This is a genomic window from Pseudomonas sp. NFACC10-1, assembly GCF_900119195.1.
GTDB lineage: Bacteria > Pseudomonadota > Gammaproteobacteria > Pseudomonadales > Pseudomonadaceae > Aquipseudomonas > Aquipseudomonas cerasi.
In genome coordinates this window covers 550450-571536 of the sequence record NZ_FPJB01000001.1, presented here as the reverse complement: position 1 = coordinate 571536, position 21087 = coordinate 550450, and the positions used below count along the sequence as shown (strand labels likewise).

General features: G+C 60.8%; 22 protein-coding genes. 7 read left to right on the top strand and 15 right to left on the bottom strand.

What is annotated here, in order from left to right:
• Positions 1 to 2: 2 nt before the first annotated feature.
• Positions 3 to 974: a putative 2-dehydropantoate 2-reductase gene (locus BT119_RS02320; RefSeq protein WP_003433058.1), complete on the bottom strand. Its 972-nt coding sequence runs from the start codon at positions 972 to 974 to the stop codon at positions 3 to 5.
• Between the two features lie 233 nt (positions 975 to 1207).
• Here BT119_RS02320 and BT119_RS02315 point away from each other — a divergent pair, with 233 nt between their 5' ends.
• Positions 1208 to 2284 carry a 3-deoxy-7-phosphoheptulonate synthase gene (locus tag BT119_RS02315; protein ID WP_003366814.1) on the top strand — a complete coding sequence of 359 codons (1077 nt, stop codon included), beginning with the start codon at positions 1208 to 1210 and terminating at the stop codon, positions 2282 to 2284.
• An 86-nt stretch (positions 2285 to 2370) separates the two neighbouring features.
• On the opposite strand, the gene BT119_RS02310 is transcribed toward BT119_RS02315, so the two are convergent.
• The gene (locus BT119_RS02310) at positions 2371 to 2658 is read right to left on the bottom strand and encodes a GNAT family N-acetyltransferase (RefSeq protein ID WP_003315710.1); all 288 of its coding nucleotides are present in this window, start codon (positions 2656 to 2658) and stop codon (positions 2371 to 2373) included.
• A gap of 461 nt (positions 2659 to 3119) precedes the next feature.
• On the opposite strand from BT119_RS02310, the gene oprI reads away from it, so the two are divergent.
• Positions 3120 to 3371, top strand: coding sequence for an outer membrane lipoprotei OprI (oprI, locus tag BT119_RS02305; RefSeq protein WP_002553018.1), 252 nt, complete (start codon positions 3120 to 3122; stop codon positions 3369 to 3371).
• 185 nt (positions 3372 to 3556) lie between these two features.
• Here oprI and BT119_RS02300 read toward each other — a convergent pair whose 3' ends face one another.
• From BT119_RS02300 to BT119_RS02290, 3 genes are all read right to left on the bottom strand, one after another.
• Positions 3557 to 4522 (bottom strand): L,D-transpeptidase family protein, encoded by a 966-nt coding sequence (locus BT119_RS02300; protein ID WP_072364687.1) that lies wholly within the window; start codon positions 4520 to 4522, stop codon positions 3557 to 3559.
• Positions 4523 to 4634: 112 nt separating this feature from the next.
• Positions 4635 to 4916, bottom strand: a complete 282-nt coding sequence (locus tag BT119_RS02295; RefSeq protein WP_003315714.1) for a hypothetical protein — start codon at positions 4914 to 4916, stop codon at positions 4635 to 4637.
• Between the two features lie 56 nt (positions 4917 to 4972).
• Complete coding sequence (locus tag BT119_RS02290; protein ID WP_003366808.1) at positions 4973 to 5578, bottom strand: arylesterase; 606 nt, start codon at positions 5576 to 5578, stop codon at positions 4973 to 4975.
• Positions 5579 to 5588: 10 nt separating this feature from the next.
• Here BT119_RS02290 and BT119_RS02285 point away from each other — a divergent pair, with 10 nt between their 5' ends.
• Both BT119_RS02285 and BT119_RS02280 read left to right on the top strand, forming a co-directional pair.
• Positions 5589 to 6272 carry an ABC transporter ATP-binding protein gene (locus tag BT119_RS02285; RefSeq protein ID WP_003366807.1) on the top strand — a complete coding sequence of 228 codons (684 nt, stop codon included), beginning with the start codon at positions 5589 to 5591 and terminating at the stop codon, positions 6270 to 6272.
• Positions 6272 to 8788, top strand: coding sequence for an ABC transporter permease (locus tag BT119_RS02280; RefSeq protein WP_003433061.1), 2517 nt, complete (start codon positions 6272 to 6274; stop codon positions 8786 to 8788). The genes BT119_RS02285 and BT119_RS02280 overlap by 1 nt, the downstream gene beginning before the upstream one ends.
• 238 nt (positions 8789 to 9026) lie before the next feature.
• On the opposite strand, the gene greB is transcribed toward BT119_RS02280, so the two are convergent.
• From greB to BT119_RS02255, 5 genes are all read right to left on the bottom strand, one after another.
• Positions 9027 to 9500, bottom strand: a complete 474-nt coding sequence (greB, locus tag BT119_RS02275) for a transcription elongation factor GreB (protein ID WP_003316622.1) — start codon at positions 9498 to 9500, stop codon at positions 9027 to 9029.
• Positions 9501 to 9547: 47 nt separating this feature from the next.
• Positions 9548 to 9877, bottom strand: coding sequence for a hypothetical protein (locus tag BT119_RS02270; protein ID WP_003316621.1), 330 nt, complete (start codon positions 9875 to 9877; stop codon positions 9548 to 9550).
• Positions 9878 to 9981: 104 nt separating this feature from the next.
• Positions 9982 to 10290 (bottom strand): hypothetical protein, encoded by a 309-nt coding sequence (locus BT119_RS02265; RefSeq protein WP_003366800.1) that lies wholly within the window; start codon positions 10288 to 10290, stop codon positions 9982 to 9984.
• 244 nt (positions 10291 to 10534) lie between these two features.
• Positions 10535 to 10969 carry a DoxX family protein gene (locus tag BT119_RS02260; protein ID WP_072364685.1) on the bottom strand — a complete coding sequence of 145 codons (435 nt, stop codon included), beginning with the start codon at positions 10967 to 10969 and terminating at the stop codon, positions 10535 to 10537.
• Positions 10970 to 11081: 112 nt separating this feature from the next.
• Entirely contained in the window at positions 11082 to 12503 is a 1422-nt protein-coding gene (locus tag BT119_RS02255) for an MltF family protein (RefSeq protein WP_072364682.1), read from the bottom strand.
• Positions 12504 to 12683: 180 nt separating this feature from the next.
• Between BT119_RS02255 and BT119_RS02250 the strand changes: the two genes are divergently transcribed.
• The 3 genes from BT119_RS02250 to BT119_RS02240 all read left to right on the top strand — a co-directional run bounded on the left by BT119_RS02250 (position 12684) and on the right by BT119_RS02240 (position 15433).
• Positions 12684 to 13523, top strand: a complete 840-nt coding sequence (locus tag BT119_RS02250; RefSeq protein ID WP_003433063.1) for a TatD family hydrolase — start codon at positions 12684 to 12686, stop codon at positions 13521 to 13523.
• Between the two features lie 84 nt (positions 13524 to 13607).
• A complete protein-coding gene (locus BT119_RS02245; protein ID WP_072364680.1) occupies positions 13608 to 15083 on the top strand; it encodes a methyl-accepting chemotaxis protein in 1476 nt (491 codons plus the stop codon).
• Positions 15084 to 15190: 107 nt separating this feature from the next.
• Positions 15191 to 15433: a hypothetical protein gene (locus BT119_RS02240; protein ID WP_003366791.1), complete on the top strand. Its 243-nt coding sequence runs from the start codon at positions 15191 to 15193 to the stop codon at positions 15431 to 15433.
• 12 nt (positions 15434 to 15445) lie between these two features.
• Here the strand turns inward: BT119_RS02240 and BT119_RS02235 are convergent, their stop codons facing one another.
• The 5 genes from BT119_RS02235 to BT119_RS02215 all read right to left on the bottom strand — a co-directional run bounded on the left by BT119_RS02235 (position 15446) and on the right by BT119_RS02215 (position 21025).
• The gene (locus BT119_RS02235; RefSeq protein WP_054081884.1) at positions 15446 to 16243 is read right to left on the bottom strand and encodes an acyl-CoA thioesterase; all 798 of its coding nucleotides are present in this window, start codon (positions 16241 to 16243) and stop codon (positions 15446 to 15448) included.
• Positions 16244 to 16362: 119 nt separating this feature from the next.
• Complete coding sequence (locus BT119_RS02230) at positions 16363 to 17115, bottom strand: CHAD domain-containing protein (protein WP_003366789.1); 753 nt, start codon at positions 17113 to 17115, stop codon at positions 16363 to 16365.
• A 33-nt stretch (positions 17116 to 17148) separates the two neighbouring features.
• Positions 17149 to 19158, bottom strand: a complete 2010-nt coding sequence (locus BT119_RS02225) for a transglutaminase TgpA family protein (RefSeq protein WP_072364675.1) — start codon at positions 19156 to 19158, stop codon at positions 17149 to 17151.
• Complete coding sequence (locus BT119_RS02220) at positions 19155 to 20138, bottom strand: DUF58 domain-containing protein (RefSeq protein ID WP_032609408.1); 984 nt, start codon at positions 20136 to 20138, stop codon at positions 19155 to 19157. Before BT119_RS02220 ends, BT119_RS02225 begins: the two co-directional genes overlap by 4 nt.
• Positions 20108 to 21025 carry an AAA family ATPase gene (locus BT119_RS02215; protein ID WP_003433070.1) on the bottom strand — a complete coding sequence of 306 codons (918 nt, stop codon included), beginning with the start codon at positions 21023 to 21025 and terminating at the stop codon, positions 20108 to 20110. Before BT119_RS02215 ends, BT119_RS02220 begins: the two co-directional genes overlap by 31 nt.
• Positions 21026 to 21087 lie beyond the last annotated feature (62 nt).

The window sequence follows — 21087 nt, the reverse complement described above, 5'->3', positions numbered from 1 at the left end:
AATCACTCCTTGCTTGCCGGGTGGTTGCCCCGATCGATGAACGCCAGTGCCTGATAAAGCGCCCGCACGCGAGGCATGTCAAACCCGGCGGCAAGCGCCGCTGCAAGGGGCCGGGCATAAATGGCGTCCAGCTCCAGCGGGCGTCTTTCGGCCAGGTCGTGGTACATGCTGGGCCTGTAATCCGGCATGCTTTCGGTCACTGTAAACAGATGCTGCGCGAAACCCGGCGGCAAAGTATGCCCACAGGCCTCGGCGCCCTGCACGACCTCGTCCATCAGCGCCCGGATCAAGGCCTGACTGTCCGGATCGGCCATCAATCGTCCGGTACTGGTCTGCAACAAGGCCGACAGCCCGTTGTAGGGCACATTCCAGACCAGCTTCTGCCAGCGGGCCTGCTGCAGATTGGCCATGACCGGGGCGTCGATGCCGGCCGTGCTGAACAGAGCGGCACAGGCTTCGACGACCGCCATGCGGCTCGCCTCATCGGCTGCCGGGCCGCTGTGATAGCCAATGCTGACCGCGCCGAAAGCTTCATGGGCAACGACGCCGGGCGCAACCCGGTTGACGCAGACGAAACACAGCCCGCCGAGCATATGCAGGCTGTCGGGCAGGACATTACGCAGTTGGTCTTCGACAGCCAGACCGTTCTGCAACAGCAGCACGCTGGCGTTCGGCGCAGCCGCCTGGCGAATGATCGGACCGAGCGCGGCATTGCCGGTGCTCTTGGTGCCGACCAGCAGCCAGTCACAAGGCGGCATTTCAGCCGCCGAGCGATACGCCTGAACGGGCTTGAGGGACAATTCGCCATGCACGGCGCTTTTGACCTGCAAACCTTCGCGCGCCACCGTGTCAAACTCGCTGCGCAGCAGAAAATGCACATCGTATCCGGCACGCGCCAGCATCAGTCCGTAAAAGCCACCGATGGCACCCGTACCTATGATGCCGACGCGCGGACGACGAGAATCAACACTCATGACCTCTCCCTTGACTGTCTCGCTATTTGCGGCCGTACACTATCCGTCGCAGCGGATTGTCTTGCAATAAGGCAGCGCATCTTGGCCAAAGACCTGGCCGATACCTCGTTTACTTATTGTCGAACAACGCGATAACGCGCTAAGGTTCGGCTCCCCGCTGCGCTCAAACCTGCTGGGCACCGCCGCACGGGGGACCGTTGGCGGCCAGTACCCGCGACCTGATGAGTAACACGATGGCTGATTTACCGATTGACGACCTCAACGTTGCCTCCAACGAGACTCTGATCACTCCGGATCAGCTCAAGCGCGACATCCCCCTGACCGATGCTGCCCTGCAGACCGTCAGCCAGGGTCGCGAAGTGATTCGCAACATTCTCGATGGCCATGATCACCGCCTGTTCATTGTGATCGGCCCGTGCTCGATCCACGACCTGAAGGCAGCCAAGGAGTATGCCGAGCGTCTCAAGGCGCTGGCGGCGGAAGTATCCGACACGCTGTATCTGGTGATGCGCGTCTACTTCGAGAAGCCACGCACCACGGTAGGCTGGAAAGGTCTGATCAACGACCCGTACCTGGATGACTCGTTCAAGATCCAGGACGGCCTGCACATCGGTCGCCAGCTACTGCTGGATCTGGCCGAAATGGGGCTGCCCACCGCCACCGAAGCCCTGGACCCGATCTCTCCGCAGTATCTGCAGGACCTGATCAGCTGGTCGGCCATCGGCGCGCGCACCACAGAATCCCAGACTCACCGTGAGATGGCTTCGGGCCTGTCCTCGGCAGTCGGCTTCAAGAACGGAACCGACGGCGGCCTGACGGTTGCCATCAACGCCTTGCAATCGGTGTCGAGCCCGCATCGTTTCCTGGGTATCAACCAGGAAGGCGGCGTGTCGATCGTGACCACCAAAGGCAATGCCTACGGTCATGTGGTGCTGCGCGGCGGCAACGGCAAGCCCAACTATGACTCGGTCAGCGTCGCGCTCTGCGAACAGGCCCTGAACAAGTCCGGCATTCGTCCGAACATCATGGTCGACTGCAGCCATGCCAACTCCAACAAGGACCCGGCCCTGCAACCGCTGGTGATGGAAAACGTCGCCAACCAGATCCTGGAAGGCAACGAATCGATCATTGGCCTGATGGTCGAGAGCCATTTGAACTGGGGATGCCAGGCGATTCCCAAGGACCTGTCGGAATTGCAGTACGGCGTGTCCATTACCGATGCCTGCATCGATTGGGAAAGCACCGAAAAGACCCTGCGCAGCATGCATGCGAAACTCAGGGATGTGCTGCCAGCTCGCAAGCGCAAGTGATTGCCTGACCGACTGCACCGCAATAACGAAAACGCCGAGCAAATGCTCGGCGTTTTTTTATGCTTGCTGTCGGTAGCTATAGGCCGTCAGAGCTTGGCCGCCTGCGACTGCAGATCATGCAACTCCATATAGCGCTCTACATAAGAGCAGGACGGTATGACGGAATAGCCCATGCTGTCGGCATAATCGAGCGCCTCCTTGGTCAGCGCCGCGGCAATTCCGCGACCTCGCAAGGCGTCCGGCACAAAGGTCCGATAGAAATCCAGGGTCTGCTTGCCGAGATCCATGTAGGTCAGATAAGCACGGTGGCCGTCGATAATGATTTCGAAATGGTGGCCGACTTCGTCATGGTGGATGGACAACGCCTCGCTCATCGCTACTCCTCGCGGGTCTTGGAATTTGACCCCTACCTTACCGGTCTTTTTCAGGCGAAGGAACATCTACGCCACCCAGTGTCTGTTTTCGACACCGGTAGAGCACTGCCGATCTCGACGGACATCACATTGAGATAGTAGGCGCCATTAGCGACTATGCTCAAGCGCGGTCGATGTAAAAACACCTTTAAATGTTCGCGTGCCGACCGACAGTCGATCAGGCCAGGGCTGATGAGAACTGTCGGGAACGCTTCAGCACGGCATGGGTCCCGTTAAAGTGGATAGTTTTTGTACAGAACGCTTGAGAAGTAACGCGGAACGCTTTCAAAGCGAGGAATTTTAGCAGCTTCTTGCGCCGGGTCCGTTTACTTACTACAAACAATGGGTACTATGTACGCCGGTCGTTTTCTCATTTTCGAGAGATGACTAATTTGAAAAAAAATTCCTTGAAGGTGAACACGATGAACAACGTTCTGAAATTCTCTGCTCTGGCTCTGGCCGCAGTTCTGGCTACCGGTTGCAGCAGCGTATCCAAAGAAACCGAAGCTCGTCTGACAGCTACCGAAGACGCAGCAGCTCGTTCGCAAGCACGTGCCGACGAAGCCTACCGCAAGGCTGACGAAGCTCTGGCTGCTGCTCAAAAAGCTCAGCAAACTGCTGACGAAGCCAACGAGCGCGCTCTGCGCATGTTGGACAAAGCCAGCCGCAAGTAATAATCCCCCGGGGTTATTGAAAGCCGACCCGGCAACGGGTCGGCTTTTTTTTGCCTGTTGTCTGGCTGAGTGATTGCCTGCAGAAGCCTGAATGACTCCAAGGACAGGGCTAAGACCCGATGACTTTTCTTTTGACTATCATGCCAACGCTGAGCATTGGCACGAGAGCAACTGCCGGCGACGATTTACTGAAAAATCACCGGTTCTTCAGCACTCGCAGGCGCTTTGCCCGGTTCTGCGATCTCCACCGGTATGCCGTCTTCGGCCGCGACTACATCACGCACCACGTCCCAGTTCATGCGCAGGTTATTGGCCAGGTCGTCACGCTTGAGCAGCGCATTGATCACCGCAGTGTGCTTGTCGACCACCGACGGGTTGCCCAGGTCATCAACCGGCGTGTGCGCTTCCAGGTAAACCTTGCCGCCGCTGATCCCGAACTTGTAAGGCTCGCTGATGATGCGCACCGTCGTACCGACCGAGGCCATGTCGGCCAGTTCCAGCACGTTATTGTTATACATGCGGAAACAACCATGACTGGTGCGCATGCCGATGCCGAACTTCTTGTTCGAGCCGTGGATCAGGTAGCCGGAAAGCCCGAGGCCGAATTTGAACGGCCCCAGCGGGTTGTCCGGACCGGCCGGCACCACGTCTGGCAGCGGATCACCATCGGCCGCATGCTCGGCCTTGATCGAGGCTGGCGGCGTCCAGGTCGGGTTCGGCGTCTTGGCCGTCACCTTGGTCACGCCGATCGGCGACCCCCAGCCTTCACGACCGACACCCAGCGGATAGGTGTGCACGACATTCTGACCCTTGGGGTAGTAATACATGCGGTATTCGGCAAGGTTGATGACAATCCCTTCGCGCGGCCCCGGCGGCAGAATGAAACGGGTCGGCAGCACGATGTCCTTGCCTGCACCCGGCAGCCAGGGATCGACACCAGGGTTGGCGGCGATCATTTCCAGGTAGCCCAGATCATATTGGGTGCCAAGGTCGGCGAAGGTGTCTTCGTATTTGGCCTTGATGACCTGCACCTGCCCCACGATGTCTTCGCCGGGCGGCGGCAACGGAAACTCCAGTGCATGGACAGAGCTCGCCGCGCACAGAGCAGCAAGCGACAGACAGCGGGTAACGGCTGGAATGCGCGACAACATCCGGGAAGATCCTTCGGGTAACGACTAAAGAGATGGAAACAAGAACTGAAGTGTACACCGGCCCTTGCCGGATCGGGGATATCTGCGGTTGCCCTTCGGGCAGTCATGACAGCTAGAGTTCAGGCCAGATCGGATTCATCCCTCTGCGCTGCGCATCCATGATGGCCTTGCACAGGGGACACAGACGCTCATCGCGCATGGCCTGCAGTTCGACGGCGCGCATTTGCGGCTGGGCCGGCAACAACGTGCCACATAATGTACGGTCGATCGAGCCGCCCAGCTCCAATTGGCGAGCGATCAAATGGACGCGCACTTCCTGACAGGCGAACAGATCCAGCTGCTCATCGGGTTCAAGCATTTGATAGGCATACAGGGACCAGGCGGGACGCGGCATGGGGGGCTCCAGATCGGGGGCGCCACATTAGCCGAAAGCCCCCGCCCGGGAAAGCCTCAAAGCAGCGGTTTCAGGCTCGGCCAGACATTTTCCAGCAACTTGCCCTGAGCAGCGGCGGCCGGATGCAGACCATCGGCCTGCATCAGTTCAGGCACCCCGCCTACACCTTCGAGAAAGAATGGCACGAAGGGGACCTTTTTCTCCTTGGCCAGGTTGCTGTAAACCTCTTCAAAGGCCTTGGTGTAGCGTGGCCCGTAGTTGGGCGGGATACGCATGCCCAACAACAGCACTTTGGCACCCGCCGCTTGCGAGCGGTCGATCATCGATGAAAGGTTTTGTTGCAATTGAGCAGGCTGCTGACCGCGCAGGCCATCGTTGCCCCCCAACTCCAGAATAACCAGCTCCGGCTTATGCTCTGCAAGCAGCGCAGGCAAACGCGCCTGGCCGCCTGCACTGGTGTCGCCACTGATCGAGGCATTGACCACCTTGTCGTCGAATCCCTCCTTGCCCAGACGCTGTTCCAGCAGGCTGACCCACCCCACGCGGGTATCCAGCCCGAAAGCCGCACTGATACTATCCCCAACGATCAATACCGTGCCCGCCAACGCGCCCTGTGACAGCAGCAGTAACCCCAGGCCAGCACTTAAAAACAACGCACGCATCGGATTCTCCATGAGTGAAAGTATTCTCAGTGCCCAAAGCCTCAGCAAAGTAGTCCCCAGCACCGAAGGTGACCTGACCATCCTGCACGAACTCTCCCTGGAACTAAACAAGGGCGACACGCTGGCCATCGTCGGCGCCTCCGGTTCGGGCAAATCCACCCTGCTCGGTTTGCTCGCCGGACTGGACCTGCCGAGCGCCGGTTCGGTCATCCTTTCAGGCCGCAATCTCAGCGAGCTGGATGAAGACCAGCGCGCCAGAGTGCGGGCCGAGCACGTCGGGTTCGTGTTTCAGTCGTTCCAGTTGCTCGACAGCCTGAACGCGCTGGAAAACGTCATGCTGCCGATGGAGCTCGAAGGCCGCAAAGACGCCCGCGAAAAAGCCCGCGATCTGCTGCAACGGGTGGGCCTTGGCCAGCGCCTGACCCATACCCCGCGTCAGTTGTCCGGTGGTGAACAGCAACGGGTCGCCATTGCCCGCGCCTTCGCTGCCGACCCCGACGTGCTGTTCGCCGACGAACCCACCGGCAACCTCGACAGCCACACCGGCGAACGTATCAGCGACCTGCTCTTCGAACTGAACAAGGAGCGCAACACCACGCTGGTGCTGGTCACTCACGATGAGCGTCTGGCGCATCGCTGCCGTCGACTGATCCGTCTTGAAGGGGGCCGACTGGTCGCCCCGCTGGAGCCTTGATGGCACGTTTGCCTTTTGCCCGCCTGCTGAGCCTCGCTGTCCGCCAACTGATGCGCGATGCCCGCGCCGGAGAGTTGCGGGTATTGTTCTTTGCCCTTCTGGTCGCTGTGGCGGCGAGCACCGCCATCGGTTATTTCGGCGCCCGTCTGAACGGCGCGATGTTGCTGCGGGCGACCGAGTTCCTGGGCGCAGATCTGATCCTTGAAGGCTCGAGCCCGGCGCGTGCCGAGCAGGTCGAAGAAGGCAAACGCCTGCAACTCAAGCATGCGCAGATCGTGGTCTTTTCCAGCGTGATCGCGACCGACGCGGGCATCCAGCTGTCGAGCATCAAGGCGGTGGACGACGCTTACCCATTGCGCGGCGAACTGAAAAGCGCCGCAGACCTGTACCAGCCGGAACAGGCTGGCAGCGGCCCGCAACCGGGTGAAGCCTGGGTCGAGGCACGCCTGCTTCCTGCGGTCGACCTGAAGGTGGGAGACGACCTCGACGTCGGCTCCAAAACCTTGAAACTGACCCGCATACTGACTTATGAGCCAGACCGGGCAGGCAACTTCTACAGCCTGACCCCGCGCGTGATGATCAACCTGCAGGACCTTGCCGCCACTGGCGTGGTGCAACCGGGCAGCCGGGTCACCTATCGGGAGATGTGGAGCGGCCCGCCGGAAGCACTGGCGGCCTATCGCAAAGCCATCGAGCCGGGTCTTGAGCCGCATCAGGAAATCAAGGACGCCCGCGATGGCAGCCAGCAGATTGGCGGCGCACTGGGCAAGGCCGAACGTTATTTGAATATGGCCAGTCTGGTTGCCGTCTTACTGGCGGGCGTTGCCGTGGCGCTGTCGGCATCCCGATTCGCTGCACGACGCTTTGATGCCAGCGCCCTGCTACGCTGCCTGGGGCTGTCGCGCGGTGAGGCGATGACCCTGTTCAGCCTGCAACTGGCGATCATCGGCTTGCTGGCCAGCCTGAGTGGTGCCTTGCTGGGTTGGCTTGCACAACTCGGGCTGTTCGCGCTGCTGCAAAATCTGCTTCCGGCAACCGTTCCGCCAGGCGGCGTGCTGCCTGCGCTGGCCGGCATGGGCACCGGGCTGGTAGCACTGGCCGGTTTCGCCCTGCCGCCGCTGGCTGCACTGGGTCGCGTGCCGCCGCTGCGTGTTCTGCGCCGCGACATGCTGCCGATCCCCGCCAGCTCCTGGCTCGTGTATGGCGCGGCGCTGCTTGCGCTGGGCCTGATCATGTGGCGTCTGAGCCTGGATCTGGTGCTGACCTTCGCCCTGCTGGGTGGCGGTATCGTCGCCGCGCTGCTGCTCGGCAGTCTGCTGTTACTGGCGCTCAACAGCCTGCGCCGTCTGCTGTCCGGCGCCTCGCTGCCCTGGCGACTGGGCTTGGGGCAACTGCTGCGTTACCCGCTGGCCGCTGCCGGACAATCACTGGCTTTCGGCCTGATCCTGTTGTCGATGGGCTTGATCGCCCTGCTGCGCGGTGAGCTGCTCGACACCTGGCAAAATCAGCTGCCCAAGGATGCACCGAACTATTTCGTGCTCAACGTACTGCCAGCCGATAAAGAAAACTTCGCCCAGACCCTGAGCAAGCTGTCCACTCACGCTGCGCCCCTTTACCCGGTGGTGCCAGGACGCCTGACCAGCATCAATGGTGAACCGGTCAGTAACTTCGTGACCAAGGATTCGCGCGGTGAAAATGCCACGCGTCGCGACCTGAGCCTGACCTGGGCCGCCGAGCTTCCCGAGGGCAATACCCTGACTGCCGGCAGCTGGTGGAAGGCGTTGCCTGACTCCGGGCAACGTGATGCAACGCCCGGTGTCTCGATCGAGGCCAAACTGGCCGACAGCCTGAAAATCAAGCTGGGCGACCGCCTGAGCTTCATTGTCGGCGGACTGACCCGCGAAGCCGTGGTGACCAGCCTCAGGAATGTGAACTGGGATACCTTCCAGCCCAACTTCTTCATGATTTTCCAGCCCGGCACCCTCGCCGACCTGCCGACCACCTACCTGACCAGTTTCTACCTGCCACCCGGCCAGGACAAGCAGATCGTCGAGCTGTCGCGCGCCTACCCGTCCATCAGCATTCTGGGTGTAGAGGCTTTGCTGGCACAGGTACGCAGCATCCTCGATCAGGTCACCCTGGCCGTGCAGTTCGTCCTGCTGTTCGTGCTGGCCGCGGGTATCGCCGTGCTGTTTTCCGGATTGCAGGCCACGCTGGATGAACGCATTCGGCAAGGCGCACTGCTGCGGGCACTGGGCGCAGAGCGAGCACTGCTGATCAAGTCGCGACGCATCGAATTCGGTTTGCTGGGCGCCGCGAGCGGTGTATTGGCGGCACTCGGTTGTGAGCTGGTGAGCTTTGTACTGTACCGCTACGCCTTTTCGCTGGAATGGCAACCGCATCCGTGGCTATTGCTGCTCCCGGTGATCGGTGCCCTGCTGGTCGGCGGTGCCGGTGTATTCGGCACCCGCCGCGCATTGAACGTCAGTCCGCTGACCGTGCTACGCGAGGGTTGAGGCTACTCACCAATCCAGTGGGAGCGAGCTTGCTCGCGAAGAGGCCGGTACAGCCTTCGGAAATAGGGCGTTTGGACCAACGTCTTCGTGAGCAATGCGGATCGCCGCCCCGGTCACTCGCACAGAGATCTGCACCCTGCCTGACGCTACGGTTTTAGCACCACTCTCCGGGCTCATCAGGAGTTGTGTATAGCGATGAGCGCATGAGAATGGAGGTCCGGGCGCTCTGCGTCCGGCCTCACTTCTCGTAATCAATCGAGTTCACGAACCACAGCTTCTCGCCTTCGGGCGTATTGACCAGCACCTCGTCGCCGACTTCCTTCTTCAGCAAGGCGCGCGCCATGGGCGAGTCGATGGAGATGTAGTCGTTGCGCCCATAGATTTCGTCATAGCCGACAATGCGGAATTTCTTGAGATCGCCCGCTTCGTTTTCGATCTCGACCCAGGCACCGAAGAACACCCGCCCTTCCTGCTCCGGCGAATACTGCACGACACGCATGTCTTCGAGGCGCTTGCGCAGATAGCGCACGCGTCGGTCGATCTCGCGCAGCAGCTTCTTGTTGTACTGGTAATCGGCGTTTTCGCTGCGATCCCCGAGCGATGCCGCCCAGGCGACCTTTTGCGTAATGTCAGGCCGGTGCTCTCGCCACAGGTAGTCGAGCTCTTTCTTCAGGGCTTCATGCCCGTCACGGGTGATGATCTTTGTACTCAAGCGGTTTCTCCGGCCCTGCGAAAATCAGTTCGACAGGCGACAAAGACTCAACGTCGCGCCACCTCGTGCTGGATGCAGCCGTCGTAATAGACCTTGGTCACCGCATCAGGCTTCAGCCGCGACTCGCTGTCGTAGGTCTGTTCCGTGATGCGCAATGCCATGGGCCGCATCCATTGTTTGGCAAACTTGCGCGCCTGCAGCTTCTGCCGCGCCCCATAGCGGGTAACGCCTGACAACTTGGAGGCCTGCGCACCGCCCGCAATGGCCGAGCCCCAACGACACAGATAACGCTCGTTTTCCGTCGCGTTTCTGGCCTGTACGGAGAAAGCCAGCCCGGAAAGCGTCAGGCACGCCAGAGCACAATAGACCAAACGCATGCGAAAACCACCTAATCCTTTGATAAGGCGGCGATTTTGCCTGTCCGTTCACACGTCGGGGGCCAGCAATATGCCTTCTATGCCAATTGGCTGACTCAGGCCATTCAACCCAGCGTAATCAAGCCCTGCCGGGCAATGCGGGTCAGGTCACTAATCACCTGCCCGACATCATCTGCCTGCGGCGATTGCACCACGGCGAGGTCGAATTGATCGTCGGCAAAATGGCTCAGAGACTGGTGGGTCTCGACGAACTGAATCAGAAACGCACAGGAACCGCCACGCCGACGGGGCCAGCCGTCGAGATAGCGCAACAGCGTGGGCTGATGGGAGCCGCTGAGAAGGATTTTCGGGTTCTTGCGTGACAAGACCGTGCTGATCGGGGAAAGACGAATGAGGGGGCGCAGGTTGTTCATGGTTGTTTCTCTGCCTCGCAAGATCCGCTGGGCAGCGGTGAGAGGCAACACCGAACCAACGTTTTAGCGGTATTTCGACAAGGCCTCAGCCTTGCCAGGCGCCCCGCAAGTAGTTGTTAAATCGGCGCTTGAGCACGCATCCTAGAGAAACGTCCCATTCATTGTCAATTGCCATTCATGGCGGGTGCCTGCAAACGCGCAAGGCCCGCCACAAGAGCGGGCCTTGCAGAGCAAGCGTAGCCGGTTATCGGGCGATGATACGGTCCAGCGACAACTTGCCTGCACCTTCGATGAGTACCGCCACGGCACCGCCGAGCAGTGCCAGCGCGTACTCGTAGCCGTTTTGGGCCATGAAGAAACCGTTGTGGATGTGAACGGTGAAGATCGCCACCAGCAACAGCAGGATCACCACGACCGCAGCCGGACGAGCCAGCAGCCCCAACAACAGACCCAGACCGCCAAAGAATTCGGCGCTGCCTGACATCAGCGCCATCAGGTAACCCGGCGTCAAGCCCAGGCTTTCCATGTACTGCGCAGTGCCTTCCAGGCCATAACCGCCGAAGGCGCCGAACAATTTCTGGCTGCCGTGCGCGATGAACGCGATACCGACGATGACGCGCAGGACAGTCAGGCCGTAACCGGCGCGAGTGGTGAGGACCGACTTGATCAATGTGTTCATGGGCGACTTTCCGTGAGTGGTGAGTAATTAACAACGAGTGGCGCCATGATAATCAAATTCACTCATGTAAAAACCGCAAATAACGGCGCATACAAATCGAATAAATCGATCTTTAGCGTTTTACCGCAGGTTTCGTGCCGCTCTTTTCCAGCGAGTCACGCTCGCGGTCGAAAGCCAGGTAGTACTTGTTCACGCTGTTCACGAACGCAACGACATTGGCACCGCCCTGCTCCATTGCCACACGTTCGGTCTGGAAGAACCACTGATTCGGGTTCAGCCCGCGACGCCGCGCTTCCTCGCGCATGCCCTGCACGCGCTCGGGCCCCAGGTTATAGGCGGCCATCACGAATGCCATGCGCTCGCGTTCGTTGACGCGGTTACTGGAGAAATACTTGCGCTGGATCAGCGCCATATAGCGCGAGCCGGCACGGATATTGTCGTCAGCGCTCTGGATACTCGGTACGCCAACGCTTTTTGCCGCCGACGGAGTGATCTGCAACAGACCTGTCGCGCCGCCGCTGCCCTTGGCAGTCGGGTCGAGTCTGGACTCCTTGAACGCGAGGGCAGCCAGGTCCAGCCAGTCCATGCCCTGCGCATCGGCATGGCGCTGCAGCATCGGACGCAGTTGTTCCAGGCGCTGCAGGTTGTTCCGCACCAGCGGGTTGTTGACCTTGTAGGTGTTCTTGTACGCCTTGGCCAACACCTGATCCTGCTGGGCCGAGGGCTTATAGCCTTTGAGGAAATCATCGACACTGACCCGCAGCTGGGTGGCATTGTCACGCACGAACCAGCTGATATCCCCGTGGGTCTGCAAGGTAAGGCCGCGGTCGATGCGCAGTTTGGGCATGATCTTCGCCCAGCGCTCGGCGATCGGCTGCTCGACCAGCGTCATCGGGTAAATCCCGGCCTGGACCATTTCCAGCACATCCTCGACGGCCAGACTGGGGTCGACCCATTCGATTTTTGCCTGGGGCAGCTTGCGCAGCTCCAGTTGTCGATTGACCTGATGCAGAGCTTCGTCGGCCGCACTGCCGGTGGGCAGGCTCAGGGTCTTTCCGGACAATTGCTCCACACGGCGCACACTGCGCTGACCACTAATACCGACCAGCACCAGAGGCACGTCATGCACGATCGGTGCGCTGGCCTGAATACCCTTGGCGTCGCTGACATCGAGCAGTTCCCCCGGCGCGATCATGTCGCCTTCTCCGCGCTGCAAGGCGGTGAGCAACTGGTTCTTGGCCTTGGGGATGACCTTGATCGTGACCCTCTGCCCCGCTCGGGCATGGCTGTTGAGGTACTGCTCAAAGGCTTGCAGGCGATGGTATTCGATGCCGATTTCCTGGCCCTTGACGTCACCGGAGCTGTTACGGCTCTGATTGACCAGCACGCGCAGCACCTTGCTGCTGCGAATCGCCGACAAATCGCGCACCTGCACAGTGTGCTGCACCACCTCGGGACCGGTCTGACGAGCAGAAACCTGCAGGGGCAGCAGCGGTAACAGGCACATCAAAGACACAAGCGCGGATCGGATCATTCACTTCCCCAGGGCAATGCCGGAAAAAATCAGGAAAAAGGAAATCTTGAGGTCACGCAGCAGCATCGAACAGCGAAGGAAATCGTTGAACCCTCAGGTTCAATCGCTTGAATACCCAGCGTTTTCTTGTTGTGGCCAGAGCTCTGGTATGCTCGACAGCCTTCAGCTGGAGGTAGCACCATGCAACTCATCGACATCGGCGTCAATCTGACCAACGCAAGCTTCGCCTCGCAGCGACAGGCGGTACTCGACCGCGCCTATGCCACAGGCGTCCAGCAACTGGTGGTGACCGGCACCAGTGTCGAGGGCAGCGAACAGGCCCTGCAGTTGTGTCACGAGCTGGATGAGAGCGCGCAACGCCTGTTCTGCACGGCAGGTATCCATCCGCATTCGGCGAGCGATTGGACCGGCGACACCGAGAAACAGTTGCATGCCCTGCTCAAGGAAAATCGCGTTCGCGCCGTGGGTGAATGCGGCCTGGATTACAATCGCGATTTCTCGCCTCGCCCTCAGCAGGAAAAGGTCCTCGAGGCGCATCTGGCCATGGCCGTGGAACTGCAATTACCGGTGTTTCTCCACGAACGCGACGCCAACCAGCGGTTGCTGGAAATTCTGCGCGACTACCGCGACCGCCTGCCCGCGGCAGTCGTGCATTGTTTCACCGGTGAGCGCGCCGCGCTGTTCAGTTACCTGGACCTTGATCTGCATATTGGCATCACTGGCTGGATCTGCGACGAACGACGCGGCACCCACCTGCACGCGCTGGTGAGCAACATCCCTCGCGGCCGATTGATGCTGGAAAGCGATGCGCCCTACCTGCTGCCACGCAGCCTGCGTCCCAAGCCGAAAAACGGTCGCAACGAGCCGGCTTACCTGCCGGAAGTCTTGCGCGAAGTAGCCTTGCACCGGGGCGAAACGCAGGAAGACCTCGCACGCCACAGCACAGATTGCGCACGGCATTTTTTTGCCTTGCCAGTGCTGAAAACAAGCCCGGAGGATGAAAATCTGCAGCTTTCTTGACCCGCATCAAGAGTCTCTTCGTTGGCTGAGGCACAGTGATGGCATCTTGCTGCTATCTCAACCGATCACCGAAGAAGACCACTCATGGGCTCATGGCTTGGCAACCTGTCACTGAAATATAAGTTCTGGGCCGTCAACGCGGTCGCTTTCGTCACAACCCTGTTGCTGGTGCTGTACGCCATGCAAACTGAACAACACGCGCGCACGGATGCGTCGCGTCAGGCAGCACAAGCGCAGGCGCGCCTGCTGGCCGCATGGCCCGTCGACGCAGCGCTGCCCTCCAACGATACACTGCTGACTTACCGCCAGGGTCAGACACCGGTCGTCGATAACCTTGCGCTGCCGGAACTGGCTGACGCCAGCGACTGGGTTGCGCTGGACAAGCCCGCTGGCGATCGATGGCTGAGCGGTGCGCAGATCATCACCCGGAACGCCGAGCAACGGATTGCGCTACTGGCATTCACCCCGACGTTCATGCACGTCATGCTGGATCGCTTTACGCACTACGCGATTGCGGTTTTCGTGCTGATGTTATTGATGCTCTGCGCTTCGCAACTGCTGATCCGCTTTCTACTCAGCCAGCTCAACGCGCTCAAGGATGTGATGCTGCATGTGGAAAAAAGCGGCGACCTGGCGGCCCGTGTTCCCAATCGCAGTGACGATGAGGTCGGACAGATGGCCAAAGCCTTTAATGCCATGCAGGCCGGTTATCAGCGAGTGGTCAATACCGTTTCACAAACCGCTGGCCGCCTTGATCAGGGTGCCGCGCACCTGGCGGCGGGCATGAAGGAAGTGCGCCAGGGCATGCTCGGCCAGCAAAGCGAAACCGACCAGGTGGCCACGGCCATCAACGAGATGACCGCTACGGTTCATCACATTGCCCAGCACGCCACGGCTACCCGTGATCAGTCGCAGACCGCCGACGCGCTGGCGGGCAGTGGCAAAGTGGTGGTCGACCGCGTGCAGGTGTCCATCGCAGGGCTGTCCAGCGGCGTGCAGCAGACGGCGGAAATGATCCAGCGCATGGCCGAAGACAGCCAGAAGATCAACGGTGTGGTCAACGTGATCCACAGCATCGCCGAGCAGACCAACCTGCTCGCCCTCAACGCAGCCATCGAAGCCGCACGCGCCGGGGAAATGGGTCGGGGTTTTGCCGTGGTCGCCGACGAGGTACGCAATCTGGCCAAGCGGGTGCAAACCTCCACTGATGAAATCACCACGATGGTCTCGACCCTGCAAAGCGGCACCCGCGATGCGGTGGATTTCATGCAGGAAAGCTCGTACAAGGCCGACGAATGCGTGCAGCAGGCGCGGGAAGCCGGTGATGCGCTGGCGGCGATTGCCGGTGCCGTGGCACAGATGCGCGAAAGCAACACGCAGATCGCCGTCGCGGCTCAGCAACAAAGTCAGGTCGCCGAGGAGATGAACCGTGCGGTGGTGAGTATCCGCGATGTCACCGAACGCACGGTGATCCAGACGGTTGACTCGGCCAGCACCAGTGACGAACTGGCCACGCTGGCAGGCGAACTGAATGCCGCCATTGGCCAGCTCAAGCTGTAACAGGCTATCGCCACGATAGACAGGCTTGACTCGTCAGCCATCGGCGCGCGGGCCTATCCTTCAGGCATTGAACGACGCTTTACGCGTTACCTGAAGAGGACCGCATCATGAACAAGCCACTTTCCGATCTGCAGTTGAATCAATGGCGTGACAGCAACGACAGTCAGGAGCACTCGACCAGTCTGGCCCTGTACCTGATCGCCGTACCGCTGTTCATTCTGGCGGCCCTGCTGATCCTCAACGGTCTGTTTTCCGAAAGCCTTTCATCGGTTGCCATCGGCGTGATCGGCCTGGTGGCGGCGCTGGGTTTTCAGCGCCAGGACGCCGCTCGGGCCGCTCGCAAACCTTGATCCGGTTGCCGGTCAGCCAAACACGGTGACCGTCTGGCGACTGATCGCGATCAGCTCGCCGTCGGGGCTCCACAATGCCGCGGCGGTGTGACCATAGCCATCGCGGGCATGCTCGATGACTGCGCGATAGCTGCACCACTGCAGGGTATCCAGCGACGGCTGGGGCTGGACGAACTCAATGGTCCAGGTCAGTGAACTGCCGGGTGCCGGCTTGTCCAGGTGCGGCAACACCGCAGGCGGCCAGGTGTCCACCAGGGCCAGAATATGCGCTTCGCTCATGGGCGTGGCGTGCGGCTCATCGCGAAAGCGCACGTAGCCGCCTATCGCCGGCGATTGGGTGTTACTGAAAGGCATGCCGCCCAACGCCCAGCGGATGTCCATGAAACGCAGGTAATCAGGCATCACGCCGCTGGCGAACGGTAGCTCCGGGCATTGTTCGACCGGTTTGAGGACCGGCGCGGCCTCTGCGGCAAAGGTGATCATTGATTCTCGAGGGGCACCGAAGCTCCCTTGTATCAGGGTCATTACCTGACCATTCTGCACTGCGCGCCCCAGCACCTGACTGACTGCCTTGCCATGGCGCAGGATGTCGACCTCGAAAGCAATCGGCACCCCGGGCGCCGCCGGCCCGACAAAGGTGATCGCCAGCGAACGAACCGGCCGCCCTTCCGGCACCTGTGCACGCATCGCTTCGTAGGTCAGCGCAGCCATCAGCCCGCCAAAGCAGGCACGCCCCTGCGACCATTCGGCAGGGATCGTGACAGCGCGAGGATCACGACGCAGCGCATCGATCAGTTCAGAAAAGGTCATGTTCACTCCACACGTCAACACACAAGTGGATGGATGATAACCATCCTCTTAGTTATCGACAGGCCGCATAATGGCCATTTTTGCGGCCTGAATGACATGCCTCACGATAAATTACCGGATCAGAAACAGGCCTTGGCCAGGCGTTTGAGCGACGCTTCGGCCTTGCGTTCGGCACGTACTATGCCGATTTGCCAGCCCGGCACGCAGGGGGCCAGATCAGGTTGTTCCGCAGCCTGCGCCAGCCATTGCAGATGATCATGCCAGTCGCCCAGTTCGCCTTGTGCGGATTTGAGCCGGGCTTGCATGTTTTTCGGCTGATGACTGAGTTGCGGATAGGCTTCGGCAGCGTAGCGCACGCGCTTGATCAGCAAACGCAGGTCATGCCGATCGTGTCCCGGCTCAGCGATGGCAACACGCAGCTTGTGCCATTGCTTGTCCATGCGTTTTTCAATGGTCTTGCGCAGACCCCGCAACATGCCCTGGCGCTGTTGCAGACGCAGCATTTCCGGGAACCGGTCAATCAGCTTGAGCAGACGGGTCAGCTCGGACGAGCTGGCGACCTTGGGGCAGGCGGTTTCCAGGTAGCGGTTGCGTGTGAACGCGGCCTCGTTCAAACCCTGCTCTTCAAGAAACCCGGCGAGCACCTGCATGTCACGCAGCGGCGTGGTCAATTGGCCGACCGCCTTGGCCGCCTCTTCCAGCTCTGCCGCACTCGGGTTTTCCCGCAGGGGCCGCAATACGCTGCGCAGACGGCGCACCGTGGTACGTAAATCGTGCAGCGCTTCGCTGTCAGTCGAAACGGCAAGACGTGCCTGACACGCGAGCAATTTGACATCCAGCGCCAGCACTTCGGCGACCAGATGATCCACCATTGAAGACATGCAATTCCCCTTCGACAAACTGATTCATGAATGCCTGTCCCTGACGGCTGACAACCTCCATGGCAAACCCCGACGCAACGTGCTCAGCGCCTGCCTCAAGCGGCTCGCCGAAGCCAGCCGCCCAGCGTAGCGCTGCGCCTGAAATTCGCGGATGAAACCTTCAATGGCCTCGGCATGCCGCGGAAAGTAGAGTACCGCCCTGCGGCAGAATGCGTCAGCGCCTTCACCCGGCATACGACGCAGACCATGACGGGCGAGCAAGCGTTCAAATGCGTTGAACACGCGCAGCTGCGAGTCGCTTTCGCGTTGCCAGGGTTTGAACAGCCATAACGCCACCAGCCCCAGTGAAAACAGGGTTCCCAGGACGAAAACCGGCGCCTGGAAGCCTGAAAACCAGCGCCCGAGAATTTGTAACTGCTGTTGTCCCTGATAGCCCAGTACCCAGCGCTGCCAGCCGTAATTGAGGTTATCCCAACTGAGGCGCAGGGCGTTGACCCAAGCCACGTTACGGTAGCGCAACGCTGAATAGGGAGAGTCCTGAAGAAACGCTTCGTCCGCCGCCAGCGCCTGCTCCAGACCTTGCTCGATACGTTGCGGCGCCACGGCGGCAGTCGGGTCGACGCTGCGCCAGCCCACGCCTGGCTGCCAGTATTCCACCCAGGCATGCGCATCGAACTGGCGAACAGTCAGGTACTGCCCGTCGGGGTTCAGCTCACCGCCCTGATACCCGGCCACCACCCGCGCAGGAATGCCTGCCGCGCGCAGGACAAAGGTCATGGCTCCGGCGTAGTGGGCGCAAAAACCCTGACGACTGGCAAACAGGAATTCATCAATGCTGTCATTGCCCAATGGCACCGGTTTGAGGGTGTAGTGAAACGGCTGATCGCTGAAGTAGCCGAGCAGCGCCGCGACCATAGCGTCTGGTGTGGTGTAGCGCCGGCGCAGTTCATCGGCCCATTGCCGCGCCTGATCATTGCCCTTGGCAGGCAGTTGCAGGTCCTGACGCTGGATCTGCTCGCTGGACAGCGGATCACGGACGCTCTGCGGCCATGAGTTGACGGCGTACAACAACGACTGCTCGATGGGGCGTCTGCGCTGCAGGCGGAAGTCGCTCATCTGCCGCACGTCCGGCAACGTGGTTTCTGCCACGTCGAGGCTCGGCAACCAGGGCCGGCCGCTGGCTTCCATGACAACGCTGTAGGCCAGCGGCTCACCGCGTTTCTCCCACTGCGCAATCTGCACGGTCTGGGCACGTGCCGACTGCGACCAGCGACGTCCATCGAACTGCTCAAGGGTCAAACCGCGCCAGTAAAGCTGATTGCGCGCCGGGATAGGCCCTTCAAAACTGGCGCGGAACACCAGCGCAGGCGATTTGCTCAGTTCCGCCATGTCGCCGGGTGCCATGTTGTCCGACAGGCCGGTGACGCCTTTGTTACTCGGCTGCGGCAGCGACCAGAGCGGGTCCAGGCGCGGAAAGAATAGAAACAGCAGGAGCATCAATGGCAGTGCCTGCGCCATCAGCTTGAACGCCAGCTTGAGCGTGTCCGCCGACCTGCCGGCCAGGTCTGTGTGTTGCAGGCCGATCAACGCAGCCAGCAGCGCGCTGACCGGCAGCAGACTGAAGAGCGCCCACAGCAGGTTGTCTTCGAACAGATAGCCAACCGCCACGCAGAAGAAACCGAGGAAAATCAGCACGCGCGCGTCACGGCGACTGTTCATTTCCAGCATTTTCAGAACGAATGCAGCCACCAGTAACGCAGCCCCGGCATCCAGCCCGACCAGGCTGCCGCGCGCCAGATAAACGCCACCTGCGGTGCCCACCAACAGCCCGGACTTGACCCAGGTGCCAGGCAAGCGCACGCGCATCCGGAACGCCTGCACGCGCCACACCGTACAGCCGAGCCAGAGGATCGTGATTGACACCGGCACATGCAGCGCGAACGGCAACACCACCAGTGCCTGCGCCACCAAGAGCCAGGTGAGGCTGACGCGCGGAATGGGCGCGGATTGAACTGTCTTGACCTTGTCGTTCATGATCGATGGCCGTACAGCGCAAGGGCGCGCAGACAGACTTCGCGGTGTGCATCGCCGCTGTCCACCGCCGACAAAAAGCCCGGTAACCGCAGGGCAAACGGCTGCTGCCGCTGCGACAGCTCCAGCACCCAGTAACACAGGCGCGACAGGCGCTCTTCGATATCGCCGCCCAGCGCCATGAAGTCCAGGCACAGGTCATGGCCACTGAGGTCGGTGAAATCCTTGATCAGCAGCCCCTGCCCGCGGGAATAGGCTTTCCAGTGCAAGCGACTGCGATTGTCACCCGGCTGGTAACTGCGCAAGCCCTGATAATCATCGACACCGGCCCCTTGGGTGGCATGGCCATCGTCCTCGGCATGCGGCTGCACGCCCTTGAGCAGCGGCATGGTCCCGGACAAGGGTCGAGGGTAGATCAAGGCGCTCTGCTCCAGGTCTAGCCAGCTCCAGGCGCGAAAGATACCCAGCGGAAACACACTCTCGATGCGCAGCCTTGGCGCACGCAGCCAGCCGCGCTTTTCGGCGGGCAGAGTCAGTTCCAGGTCGGTCAGCCCACGGGGCTGCACGTCGCCTGACTGCAATGCTGTCGCACTCCAGCCCAATCCCAATGCCTGGTGGGCCTGCCCGGCACTTTCCAGGCGCAGGCGCAATTGCACCGGCTCGCCGACGAATACCGAACGCGCCACGCCCGCACTCAGAACCAGACCGCTGATGTTGCGGTAGGTGTGCAGGATGGCCAGCACGCCTATCGACAGCAATAGAAAGGTCAACCCGTAGGCCAGGCTGTTCTGATAATTGATCGCCACCAGCAGCATAAGCACCAGCACTAGCGCGTAAATCATGCCGGTGCGTGTCGGCATGATGAAAATGCGCCGGTGGTCGAGGGTAATGCGTGACGCTGGAGGAATTCGCCTCGACAGCCAGCGTTGCCAGAGCGGTTTGAGCGGCTCGATCAAAGCACGGGCACCTCGCGCAACAGCCATTGAACCAGCGCACCGCCGCCATGCCCGGTCGGATCGCTGCGTTCACGCAAACGGTGTCCGATAACCGATGGCAGCACCGCCTGCACGTCTTCGGGAATCACGTACTCCCGCCCCAGCAACATCGCCCAGGCCCGTGCTGCGGCCAGAATCGCCAGGCTCGCCCTGGGTGAAAGTCCGTACGCGAACTGCGGCTGACTGCGCGTCGCCTCGACCAGTCGCAGGACATAATCAACCAGCGCGTCACTGGCACGCACCTGCCGCGCCTGCGCCTGGAGCTGGCCAAGCAGGGCGTGATCCAGAATCGGTTGCAGACGCGGCAACAGCTCGCGGCGCGACTCGCCCAGCAGCAGGGCTTTCTCTGCGGCTCTGGCCGGGTAGCCCATGGAAATGCGCATCATGAACCTGTCCAGTTGCGACTCGGGCAACGCAAAAGTGCCGCCGGAACTGAACGGGTTCTGGGTCGCGATCACAAAGAACGGATCGGGCAACAGACGCGTCGCGCCTTCGATGGACACCTGCCCTTCTTCCATCGCTTCCAGCAACGCGCTCTGGCTCTTGGGCGTGGCGCGGTTGATCTCGTCGGCAAGCACCAGCTCGGCGAAAATCGGACCGGGATGAAAGGTGAACTGCCCACTGTCCCGATCAAATATCGAAGTCCCCAGGATGTCACCTGGCAGCAGGTCAGAAGTGAACTGAATACGCTGATAACTCAGGCCGAGAATTTTCGCCAGCGCATGACTGAGGGTCGTCTTGCCCATCCCCGGCAAGTCCTCGATCAACAAATGCCCGCCGCCGACCAGACACGTCATCGCCAACCGTACCTGCGCCTCCTTGCCCAGCACCACCTCATTGATCGCGCTCAGGCACGCATCGAGTTTTCTACCCATCGAAAGCCCCTTCCGGCAACTGCTTCATGACTGTGGGACTGCAAGCGATGCCAGTGTCCGAA